The following is a 10,667-nucleotide window of genomic DNA, read 5'->3' as shown; positions in this document are numbered from 1 at the left end:
GCAGGCCGATCCGGAGCGGCGCGCTGCCGTCGAGCAGCGCGGCGCAGGCGACGACGGTCGCCTCGGTGGGCCCGTAGGTGTTCCAGACCTCGCGGCCGCGGGCCTGGAGCCGGGCGGCGAGTTCGGGCGGGCAGGCCTCGCCGCCGAAGATGAGCAGGCGGACTCGTTCGAGGGCTTCCTCGGGCCAGAGCGCCGCGAGGGTCGGCACCGTCGAGACGATGGTGATGCCGTGCGCGATCAGCCACGGGCCGAGGTCGACGCCGCTGCGCACGAGGGAGCGCGGAGCGGAGACGAGGCAGGCGCCGCCCCGCCAGGCCAGCCACATCTCCTCGCAGGAGGCGTCGAAGGCGACGGACAGGCCGGCGAGCACCCGGTCGGCGGGGCCGATCGGGTCGGCTCGGAGGAACAGCCCGGCCTCGGCGTCGACGAACGCCGCCGCCGAGCGGTGCGAGACGGCGACGCCCTTCGGCACCCCCGTCGAACCGGAGGTGAAGATGACCCAGGCGTCGTCGCTGCCGCGGGGCAGGGTGCGGTGGGTGTGCGCGAGGGTCAGGTCTTCCTCGGGCGGCAGCATCCGCTGCCTGAGCATGACGTCATCCACCGCCGGCCGGAACTCGAAGACGCCGCCGCGGCCGATCACGCCGACGACGCGGGCCTCGCTGAAGACCAGGTGTGCGCGTTCCTCTGGGTCGTCGGCGTCGACGGGGACGTACGCTGCCCCCACCCGCAGGGTTGCGAGGATGGACACGTAGAGTTCGCGGGTTCCGGAGGGGATGCGGATGCCGACGGTGTCCCCGCGGCGCACGCCGGCCTGGCTGAGGGCGAGGGCCTGCTCGTCGACGAGATGCCGGAGCTGGCGGTAGCTGACGGTGCCGGAGTGGTCCTCGAGGGCGAGGGCGTTCGGGTGCCTGGCCTCGGTGGCGAAGAGGATGTCGATGAGGGTGCGCGGCTCCGTGGTGCGCGATCCGGCCTCGAGCACAGCCTGGGCTGCACCCTGCGGAACGGGGGTCTCGGTCACGCTCGCTCCTCGGATCGGGACGCGGTGCTCGGCACCGCACGACGATTCCCCAGTGTAGAACAGGCGTGTGACGCCGGGGTGTCTGCCAGCACCTCGGTCAGAGGGCGTCCCCGGCGGATGCCGGCCGGCCGAGCAGGCGACCGAGCGCGTCAAGCTCTTCGCCGCCGGCCATCAACCCGGTGAGCGCGTCGAGCGTGATCCCGTCTCGCGCGAATTCGCCGAGGCTCGTGCCGTGACGGAGCACGAGGAACCGGTCCCCGACGGCCCAGGCGTGGTGCGGGTTGTGCGTGATGAACACGATGCCGACGCCGCTGTCCCTGGCCCGCGCGATGTACCGGAGCACGAGGCCGGCCTGGGTGACGCCGAGGGCGGACGTCGGTTCGTCGAGGATGACCAGTTTCGCGCCGAAGTGCACGGCGCGGGCGATCGCGACGGCCTGGCGTTCCCCGCCCGAGAGGGTTCCGATCGGCTGGTCGACGTCGCGGAGGGTGATGCCGAGGGTCGCGAGGCTCTCCCGGGTGGTCGCCCGCATCGCGGCGACGGCGAGGCGGCGGAACGGACCACGGCCGACCGTCTCTTCTGCGCCCAGAAAGAAGTTGCGCCAGACCGGGAGCAGGGGCACGAGGGCCAGGTCCTGATAGACCGTCGCGATGCCGCGGGCGAGCGCGTCCCGGGGACTCGCGAAGTGCTGCTCGATGCCGTGGGCAAGGAGAGTGCCTTCGGTGTGCGGGTGTGCCCCGGCGAGGACCTTGATCAGCGTGGACTTGCCCGCCCCGTTGTCGCCGAGCACGCAGAGCACCTCGCCGGCTCCGATGGAGGCCGTCACCCTGCTCAGCGCGCGCACCGAACCATAGTTCTTGCCGAGGCCGCGCACCTCGAGAAGGGGCGTCCGGGCATCCGCCGCGCCCAGGGGCTCCGCCGCGGTCATGAGCGGTCACCGGCCTGGCGGCGCACCCCGAGGTTGACGAGCACCGCGAGCAGCAGCATGCCGCCGAGGAAGGCCTTGAGCCAGTTGCTGTCCCACTGGGCGAAGACGATGCCCTGGAGCGCCATGCCGTAGATGAGGGCGCCGAGGGCGGCGCCGATCGCGGAGCCGAACCCGCCAGTGAGCAGGCAGCCGCCGACGACGGCGCAGATGATGTAGACGAATTCCTGGCCGATGCCCGTCGTCGCCTGCACGGTGGACACGTCGAAGAGCTGGAGCATGCCGACGAGCCAGGCGGCGCCCGCCGTCGTGAGGAAGAGCCCGAACTTCACCCGGCGCACGGGCACGCCGACCTGGCGGGCGCTCGCGGCCTGGCCGCCGACCGCGAAGACCCAGTTGCCGAAGCGGGTGCGCAGCAGTACCCAGGTCGCGAGTGCGGTCAGCAGGATCCACCAGACGATCGAGATCTTGACGTCCATGCCGAACAGCGGGAACGAGGAGCCGAAGAGCACCCGGGCCTGGTCGAAGCCGGTGACCGCTCCGAGGCCCTGGATCGCGACGGTTCCGGTGAGCAGTTTGGTGACGGCGAGGTTGAGGCCCTGCAGGATGAAGAAGGTCGCGAGGGTCACGATGAAACTCGGCAGGCCGGTCGAGGTGACGAGCCACGCGTTGAACGCACCGACGAGGAGGGCCGCGGCGAGCGCGAGCACGAGGGCGAGCCACACGTTCAGGCCCCACTGCGTCGTCGCGATGCCGACGATCAGGCCGGTCGTTCCGGTCATCGCGCCTGCGGACAGGTCGAACTCTCCGCCGATCATCAGGAGGGCGACGGCGACCGCCATGATCCCGAACAGCGACGACGAATACAGCCAGGTTGCAACGCCGGCCGGGGTCAGGAAAGCGGATGTCGAGATCGAGAAGTACAGGAAGATCCCGAACGCGGCGACGAGTGCCCCGACCTCGGGGCGGCGAAGCAGCCCGGTCATCGGGTTCCGTGGGCCGCGTAGGTGGCGACCTGCGCCGCGTTTTCCTTCGTCACGAACCCGGGGCCGGAGAACACCGGCTGGCCGCCGCCGACGACGTCACCGTTGCGTTTCTGCAGGGTGAGGAACACCACCGGAAGGTAGCCCTGGGAGTATGGCTGCTGGTCGACCGCGAACAGGATCGAGCCGGCCTCGATGAGCGTCGTCACGTCCTTGGACACGTCGAAGGTCGCGAGCTGCGCGTGGCTGCCGGCGTCGGTGATGGCCTGGCTCGCGGCGACGGCGATGCCCGGGTTCAGGCTGAGCACGCCGTCGATCGTCGGGTCGGCCAGGAGCGTGCTCTTGATCGTGTTTTGGGCGTCCGCGAGGTTGGCGATGTCGACCTGCACGTTGGCGACCGGGCTGCCGAGGCCGTCGGCGGCTCCCCGGCACCGGTCTTCGAGGCCCGTGTTTCCGGCCTCGTGGATCACGCAGATCACCTTGGTGGCCCCCGCCTTGGCGAGGCGCTTCCCCGCGGCCTGTCCCGCGGCATACTCGCTCTGGCCCACGTGGGTCTGCGCACCGAAGGCGAGGGACTCCTCGAGTCCCGAGTTGATCGTGATCACCGGGATACCGGCCGCGACGGCCTTCTCGATGGACGCCTTGACCCCGTCGGGGTTCGCCATCGAAACGATCAGGCCGTCCGGATGCGTCGCGACGGCCGAGTCGATCAGCTGGCTCTGCCGCACCGGGTCGCCGTCGCCCTGGTAGGTCACGGTCGCGCCGAGGTCTTTCCCTGCCTGCTCCGCGCCGCTCTTGACGACGTCCCAGAACGCGTCTCCGGGGTTTCCGTGGGTGACCATCGCGATGGTGGTCTTCCCGGCGGATGCCGCGTCGGAGCCGGTCGCGCTACTCCCGTTCGCCGAGCATCCGGTGAGGGTGAGCGGAAGCAGGACCAGGGCCGCGAGCCCGGCGAGCAGGCTGGTTTTGTGCAACATCGGTGGTTCGTCCTTCGGGGCCGGTCTTCAGCCAGCTGCCGGAGTCCGGCGAACGGGCGGGACGCCGCTGAGGATGACCCTCCTGAATCTTAGGCGGCAGCGCTGCGTGGCGAGTCCGGAGGGGACGCACTACAGGCCGGCGATGGACGGCAGCCGCCCGGAACGGACGGCCTCGGCGAATGTCTGATAGTCGCGGTCGTTCTGATCCGCATAGCGCAGCGAGAAATCGGTGATGGCCGTGTCGAATTCGTCTCTCTTCCCGAGGTAGGCGGCGATGGCGACCGGGTCACCCGAGCGTGCGTGCGCGCGAGCGAGCGTCCAGCCGCACAGTCCGGCATAGAGGGTCATGCCGTACGGCACCATGTTCTCCACAACGACCGAGCCCTTCATGTCGCGCAGCTGGCGCCAGTAAAGGAAGCGGTTCTGCTGCACCCCTTTCGTCCAGCCCAGGTAGATGTCACTCGCGGCCTGCATCATCCGTTGTCCCTGCACGACGCGCTCGCCGGGTTGTTCGTAGCGGCTCTTGTCGAGATGATCTTCGAGCACAGAGGCCCTGGCCTCCTTGACCTGGAGGAAGAGTGGATCCTGTTGGTCACGCCCCTGGAGCAGCGCTATGTAGGCACGCGTGCCGACGCTCCCGACGCCGACGACCTTGCGGGCAACGTCGACGAGTTCAAAACGTTCGAGCAGCGCGCGGCGGTCGTCCTGGAGATTGGCGCGGTAGGAACGGAACGCCGTCCGCACCGATTCCTCGATCTCGTCGGGCGTCAGTCCCGTTGTCGTGGTCAGCTCCCGGACGGGGATGACGATCGGCGGCTGGCTGATGATGCGGTACTCCCCGTCGACGAACTCTGCGAGTTTCGACAGCGCCTGCAAGCTGTCACGGGTGCGGGCCTTGTCGGCGATCGCCCTCGTCCTCTTCTCGGCGTTCACCGCCGCCGTTCGCTCCGTCTTGTCTCCGCTCTTCCTGCCCGCGGCGACCTGGAGGGTCGCCATGACGGTCTCCTCGGTCATGCGCGCGTACCAGACGTCCATCGTGCGCATCTTCGCGAATTCCGCCATCGCCTCGCGGTACGCGCGCACCGAAGCGAGCGTCACGTCGTGGACCTGGGACGTCGTGAACCTGTTGTTGCGGGCCGCGATCGTGAAACTCGCGCACATCCGCTGCACGTCGTATTCGAACGGGCCGGGCAGGGTTTCGTCGAAGTCGTTCAGGTCGAAGAGCAGGGCGCGCTCCGGAGAGGCGAAGAGGCCGAAATTGGACAGGTGGGCGTCACCGCAGAGCTGGACGATCAACCCGGACCTCGGGGTGTCCTTGAGATCGGCGGCCATGATCCTGGCCGCGCCCCGATAGAACGTGAACGGCGAGACAAGCATCCGGCCGTGCCGAACCGGCACCAGATCCTGGTCCCTGGTGAGATTCTGTTCCTCGAGCAGCGCGACCGGGTCTGGCCGGTCCGCGGCCGGCGACCAACCCGAGTGACCGGCGCGGGGAGTCTGCTCCCGCGCCTGCTTGCCCCTGGCCTTGCGCTCCTCGACGGTCGCATGTTCGACGACGTTGTCGAGCGCGGCCCTGTCCTCATACACGGCTGACGACTTCTCTGTCGTTACTCAGTCGTTTTCTGCCCGTGCCGTCTAGCCCAGCGCCCTGGCCTTGAGCCGCTCGTACTCGGACTGGGTGATGATGCCGGTGTCCAGTAACTTCTTCGCATCCGCGATCTCCGTGGACGGCGACGAACCCGCGACGGTCTTGATGTACTGGTCGGTCGCGCCGCGATACTGCTGCCGACGTTGCTCCTGGCGCTGGGACATCCCGGAACCCCGCGCAATCAGGTAGACGAGGGCGGTGAGGAAGGGCAGGAAGACCAGGAAGATCATCCAGATCGCCTTGACCCAGCCGCTGACCTCATGGTCGCTGAACAGGTCTCCGATGATGGTCACGAGCACCATGAGGTAGGCCAGAAAGACGAAGGACCAGAAGAAGAACCCCACCAGGTTCCAGAAATTGTCCATGAGCCGTCACTCCTTCGGATCCCGGGACACCCGTGCGATGCCCTCGTCGCTGACAAACTAGTGCCCTTCCTGGGTTTCAGGAATGGGCGTGGTCACGGCGATTGCTGCGCCTCGCGGGTCTTCCCCTGGCGTCTCGCGACGGTCTTGTTCGGAATGTTCCTGGAGAACAGCAGGGATCCGAGCGCGAAGAGGATCAGCGCGAAAAAGGACACCCGCAGGGACGACACCTGCGATTCGCTGTAGATCGTGGTCAACGCGGCACTGTCTGTGCTCGACAGTCCGGCGTCCGTCGCGATACGGGCCACACTCGAGACGGGCACGATGGCGATTCCGGCCTCGGTCTGCGTGCTGACTGCGGATTTCACGGTGTCGGGGAGGCTGCTGCTCTCCACGGATCCGAAGAACGAGGACGAGAGCGACGCGATCAGCACGGACCCGATCAGCGCGGTGCCGAGCGAGGAGCCGAGATTCTGGAAGACGCCCTGGAGTCCGCCGACCTCGCTCGTCTTCTCCTCGCCGACACTGGACATGTTCACGTTTCCGAGTTGCGAGGCGAGAAGGCCGAGTGCAGCCCCCGCCGTGAACATCCCGATGCCGAACACGACGCTCTTCAGGTCCAGCGAGACCGACCCGAGCAGGCAGGCGGCGCTTCCGACGAGGACGACCTGCCCCACGCGCACGATTCGGCGCGGTGACCACAGCGTCGACAACCGGGTGCCGACGACGGAGAAGAGGATGAGCGCGATCGACAGCGGAAAGATCTTCAGCCCGGTCTCCAGGGCGTTGAGGCCCAGGGTCATCTGCAGGTAGATCGGAATCATGAAGAACACCCCGGCGGTGAACGCGTACTGCGCGCCCAACACGGAGAGCCCGGATCGGAGCTGCGTGATCGAGAACAGCCCGATATCGAGGAGCGGCGCCCTGCCCGTCTCGGCCAGTCGCCGTTGGCGGCCGGAGAACAGCACGAGCAGGAATGCACCCAGCAGGATCAGGTAGGGCACGAGGGACAGGCCCAGGGGCTCGATCGGATTCCCATTGATCTCGGGGGCTTGCTTCGGGAGGATCCACCCCCAGGTCTTGCTCTGCAACATCCCGTAGACCACGAGCACGAGGCCCGCCGCAGAGAGCAGAACGCTCGGGACGTCGATCCTGCTACTGCTCGGCCTGCTGTTGTCGGCGATGAGGCGTGCCGTGAGGACGACGCCGATCATGATCACGACTTCGGACACGAAGACGTACCGCCAGTTCAGGTAGGTCGTGACGTAGCCTCCGATCAGGGGGCCGGCGGCGACGGCGGCCCCGGACACGGCGCCGATGATCGCGTACGCGGTCACGCGGTCGCTGCCCCGGTAGTTCTCCGCGACGAGAGCGGCGATGGCCGGGATCACCAGCACGGCGCCGAGCCCTTCGACGACCGACCAGCCGAGGAAGAGCACCACGAAATTCGGGCTCAGTGCCGTCAACAGCGAACCGCAGGAGTAGACGATCGCGCCGATCACGAACGCGCGCCGCCGGCCCCAGACATCACCGAGCTTTGCGCCGAGCAGCATGACCGCCGCCATCGTGAGGGTGTAGAACGTGATCGCGCTCTGCATGGCGGCGACCGTGGTGTCCAGGTCCGTGACAACGGTCGAGATCGACACGTTCATGACGGTGCTGTCGAGCACCATGACGAACTGCGCACTTCCGAGGACCGCGACCGCCGTCCACTTGTTCATCGAGTCACCCGCAATCCGACGCGAACGTCGCTGACCCCCGCATCCGTTGCTGTCCGGCACCCCCTATTCGAGGTGAGTATGACATCGCCCCGAACCGCGCGAAAGAGGAAGGGCCGGTCGCCTCCTCGACCGGTGGCGGGCGAGGCCGCTCAGCCCGGCAGGTGGATGGCTGTGAGGACCGCGGCCAGCAGGCGGATTCGTTCCCAGAGCGAGGCGACGATGATGTGCTCGCTGCGGGCATGCGCACCGCCCCCGCGGGGTCCGAAACCGTCGACAACGCCCAGGGCGGATGCGCCGAGCAGGTTGGTGTCTGCGGCGCCGGCCGCCGGGGCTGCGCCGAGGGGGGAGAGGCCCGGACGGGTGTCGCCGAGCCGGGAGTCGCAGCCGGAGATCAACGCCGACAGCTTCTGGTCGGCGACCCTGGGCTTCCAGGCCGGGCGGTAGGACAGACGGGTGATGGCCACCTCCGCTCGCGGGCGGATCGGCACCAGCGCCTCGATCTCGTCGAGGACTTCGCCTTCGATGTCCGGATCGGAGAAGCGGAAGCCGAGCACGGCCACGGCGTTGTCCGCCACGACGTTGGCCAGGCCGGGTGCTGTGATGGATCCGAGGTTGTAGAGCACCCGGGCGCCCGGGCGTGCACCGGCGCGGGTCGTCGCGCGGGCGGCGATGTCCCGCACCCGCAGCAGCTGGTCGATGATCTCCTCGGTCGCGGAGACACCCTTCTCCGGGTCGAGGGCGGCGTGGGCGGGAACACCGGACACGGCGAGCGCCAGGCGGGTGCTGCCGAGGCGCCCGACCTTGAGGTCACCGTTGGGATGCGGAGACTCGAAGCCGATGGCCGCCGAACAGCCTTCGGCCGTGGCCAGGAGCAGCGCGCCCGAGGTCGGGGAGCCGATTTCCTCGTCTGCCGTGACGATGATCCGCACCGGAGCGTGGTCCACTGCGCCGGTCGCGGCCCGCGCACGGAGCAACTCGAGGGCCTCTTCCATGACCACGAGGCCGGATTTCATGTCGTAGACCCCCGGACCGGTGATGCGGGTGCCGTCGATGGTCCACGGTACGTCGCCGGCGAGGGTGCCGACCGGCCACACCGTGTCGGAGTGCCCGATCAGGAGAACGGGGGCGGCGCCGACGCCGCTGCCGCGCCCGGGAAAGTCCGCCACCAGGTGAGCGCCTCCCGGTGTCGGGTGCAGGACGACCGTGCCGCCGAGTTCCGTATAGCGGATCGCGAGGGCATCGGTGAACGCCGTGATGGCTGCGCTCGCCCCGGTCGGCGTTTCGCGCAGCACGTAGTCCTCGAGGGTCGCCAGTGCACGCACGCGTGCGGATGCGTCGGGGATGACGGGTCCAGTGGTTGTGATGACGGCATCTCCTCAGGCGGTGGCAGGCTCGGAACAGGTAGAAGATATGTTACCTATCCTTCGACTAGTTCGTGGAGTTACTTGAGAGTTGCGAAACGAATACGACACATAAGTTGTTTATGATTGTCAGATTGGTTCTGGAACATCGTGTTCCGAAAAGACCAGGACAGGGAAACGACACAACATGGGTGACCTGAAACTCACGGTGGAATCCACCCGGTCACGCGCCGTGTTCGGCCATGCCAGCGAGCTGTATACCCGGGTGTTCGGTTATACCGCGGCCGATCACAGCCTGAACCCGAAGCTGCTCTCGGCAATCGTGGGCAACGGCGGTGCGGCCGTTGCCGCGCGGGACGGCGCCGGCGAGCTCGTCGGTTTCGCCTACGGATTCGTGGGTTTCGAATCCGGGGCCCCCTACCTGTACTCGCAAGCCGCGTTCATCGACCCCGCCTGGCAGGGCAAGGGAGTGGGCCGCCTACTCAAGCAGGAACAGGCCATCATCGCGAGATCAGAGGGACTCACCTCGATGCGTTGGGCGTTCGACCCGACCCTTGCCCGCAATGCCCACTTCAACCTCGACGTGCTCGGCGCCCGCGGAGTGCGCTTCGCCGCGAACTACTACGACGAGCCGTTCTCCGACCGCCTGATCGTGGACTGGTCGCTGGCGTCCGCCGCTATCGGGTCTGCCACGCCGCCCCGCGCCGCGGCGCCGATCCCCCCGAGCTTCCCCGTCGTGGATCCCACCGCACTGGGAACGACGCTGCCCCGGCACTGGGGTCGGCCGGTGGGCGACGGCGACGTCATCCACGTGCCGATTCCGTCCGACACTCCCGCGAAGACACTCGCTCCCGCGATCGTCCAGGCGTTGCGCGCGGCCGTGGCGGAAACCTTCACCGACCTCTTCGAGCGCGGCTACGTCGCCGAATCCTGCGTCCGGGTGGACGGCACGAGCGCCGCATACGTGTTCGTCGCGGCCGGGACCCAGGAGGCTGCGCCGCGCATCCACCAGGCAGCTCGATGACCGAGGCGAACGCGGCGAATGAGACCCTCGCGAGCCCGGAGGACCGGTACGCAGCGCGGCTGCAGAAACGGTCCTCGTCGTCGGTCCTGCGCGCGCGAATCGTGGAGAGCGAGAAGAAGAACCTGGCCGAGACGTTCGCGCACCTCGGGGAAGACGATGCCCTCGTGCGCGCACCGGCCCGGATCGTGGCCGCTCGCAGGCGGTATGTGCTCGGCGCGGGCAAGTCCTTCGCCTACGCGACCCTGTTCGCCTGGGACCTCTCGGCCGGACTCTCACAGGTGCTTCTCATCGACGAAGCCGCCGTCCGCTCGATCGACGTCCTCAGCGACGTGCGCCCGACCGATGTGCTCGTGGTGTTCTCGTTCCGCAGGTACCAGCGGCAGAGTGTGCTCGTCGCCGAACGGTTCGCCGCGGCCGGCGGCACCGTGATCGCCGTCACGGACTCCCCCGATGCGCCCGTCGCGGCCTTCGCCACCGAAACCGTGACGGTACCGACCAGCAGCGCCTCGTCCGCCGACTCCCCCACGGCGGTGGCCGCCGTCATCCACCTGGTGAGTACCTTGAGTATTGCCAGTGCCAAGGGAGCGCGGCGCCGGTTTGCCGAGCGGGAGCATCTGAACCAGATCCTGAACAGTTACGTGGAGTGAA

At 68.2% G+C, this 10,667-nt stretch carries 10 protein-coding genes; 2 read left to right on the top strand and 8 right to left on the bottom strand.

Going from position 1 to position 10,667, the window contains the following annotated elements; all coding sequences use genetic code 11:
• From QN350_RS11900 to QN350_RS11865, 8 genes are all read right to left on the bottom strand, one after another.
• Window positions 1-1,018 (bottom strand): AMP-binding protein (locus tag QN350_RS11900; RefSeq protein WP_416347732.1); only part of this gene is annotated, 1,018 nt, incomplete at its 3' end.
• Between the two features lie 97 nt (window positions 1,019-1,115).
• Window positions 1,116-1,946 (bottom strand): ATP-binding cassette domain-containing protein, encoded by an 831-nt coding sequence (locus QN350_RS11895; RefSeq protein ID WP_322137826.1) that lies wholly within the window; start codon window positions 1,944-1,946, stop codon window positions 1,116-1,118.
• A complete protein-coding gene (locus QN350_RS11890; RefSeq protein WP_322137827.1) occupies window positions 1,943-2,929 on the bottom strand; it encodes an ABC transporter permease in 987 nt (328 codons plus the stop codon). The genes QN350_RS11895 and QN350_RS11890 overlap by 4 nt, the downstream gene beginning before the upstream one ends.
• Window positions 2,926-3,903 (bottom strand): sugar ABC transporter substrate-binding protein, encoded by a 978-nt coding sequence (locus tag QN350_RS11885; RefSeq protein WP_281535700.1) that lies wholly within the window; start codon window positions 3,901-3,903, stop codon window positions 2,926-2,928. The genes QN350_RS11890 and QN350_RS11885 overlap by 4 nt, the downstream gene beginning before the upstream one ends.
• A 129-nt stretch (window positions 3,904-4,032) precedes the next feature.
• A complete protein-coding gene (locus QN350_RS11880) occupies window positions 4,033-5,490 on the bottom strand; it encodes a DUF2252 domain-containing protein (protein ID WP_322137828.1) in 1,458 nt (485 codons plus the stop codon).
• Window positions 5,491-5,538: 48 nt separating this feature from the next.
• Window positions 5,539-5,916: an SHOCT domain-containing protein gene (locus QN350_RS11875; RefSeq protein ID WP_281535702.1), complete on the bottom strand. Its 378-nt coding sequence runs from the start codon at window positions 5,914-5,916 to the stop codon at window positions 5,539-5,541.
• A gap of 92 nt (window positions 5,917-6,008) precedes the next feature.
• Window positions 6,009-7,634, bottom strand: a complete 1,626-nt coding sequence (locus tag QN350_RS11870; protein ID WP_322137829.1) for an MFS transporter — start codon at window positions 7,632-7,634, stop codon at window positions 6,009-6,011.
• 149 nt (window positions 7,635-7,783) lie between these two features.
• Window positions 7,784-8,956, bottom strand: coding sequence for a M20/M25/M40 family metallo-hydrolase (locus QN350_RS11865; protein ID WP_322137830.1), 1,173 nt, complete (start codon window positions 8,954-8,956; stop codon window positions 7,784-7,786).
• Between the two features lie 226 nt (window positions 8,957-9,182).
• Between QN350_RS11865 and QN350_RS11860 the strand changes: the two genes are divergently transcribed.
• Together QN350_RS11860 and QN350_RS11855 are read left to right on the top strand one after the other, a co-directional pair.
• Window positions 9,183-10,019: a GNAT family N-acetyltransferase gene (locus tag QN350_RS11860; RefSeq protein ID WP_322137831.1), complete on the top strand. Its 837-nt coding sequence runs from the start codon at window positions 9,183-9,185 to the stop codon at window positions 10,017-10,019.
• The gene (locus tag QN350_RS11855; protein WP_281535707.1) at window positions 10,016-10,666 is read left to right on the top strand and encodes a MurR/RpiR family transcriptional regulator; all 651 of its coding nucleotides are present in this window, start codon (window positions 10,016-10,018) and stop codon (window positions 10,664-10,666) included. Before QN350_RS11860 ends, QN350_RS11855 begins: the two co-directional genes overlap by 4 nt.
• Window position 10,667 lies beyond the last annotated feature (1 nt).

This window comes from Cryobacterium sp. 10I5 (assembly GCF_035019865.1).
GTDB lineage: Bacteria > Actinomycetota > Actinomycetes > Actinomycetales > Microbacteriaceae > Cryobacterium > Cryobacterium breve_A.
Note: the sequence above shows the minus strand (reverse complement) of the source record. Positions and strands in the feature narration are given on the sequence as shown.

Excerpts from the sequence above, each read along its gene's own strand:
- QN350_RS11885 (WP_281535700.1), bottom strand. The coding sequence starts at position 3,903 with ATGTTGCACAAAACCAGCCTGCTCGCCGGGCTCGCGGCCCTGGTCCTG.
- QN350_RS11870 (WP_322137829.1), bottom strand. The coding sequence starts at position 7,634 with ATGAACAAGTGGACGGCGGTCGCGGTCCTCGGAAGTGCGCAGTTCGTC.
- QN350_RS11855 (WP_281535707.1), top strand. The coding sequence starts at position 10,016 with ATGACCGAGGCGAACGCGGCGAATGAGACCCTCGCGAGCCCGGAGGAC.
- QN350_RS11875 (WP_281535702.1), bottom strand. The coding sequence starts at position 5,916 with ATGGACAATTTCTGGAACCTGGTGGGGTTCTTCTTCTGGTCCTTCGTC.
- QN350_RS11860 (WP_322137831.1), top strand. The coding sequence starts at position 9,183 with ATGGGTGACCTGAAACTCACGGTGGAATCCACCCGGTCACGCGCCGTG.
- QN350_RS11895 (WP_322137826.1), bottom strand. The coding sequence starts at position 1,946 with ATGACCGCGGCGGAGCCCCTGGGCGCGGCGGATGCCCGGACGCCCCTT.
- QN350_RS11890 (WP_322137827.1), bottom strand. The coding sequence starts at position 2,929 with ATGACCGGGCTGCTTCGCCGCCCCGAGGTCGGGGCACTCGTCGCCGCG.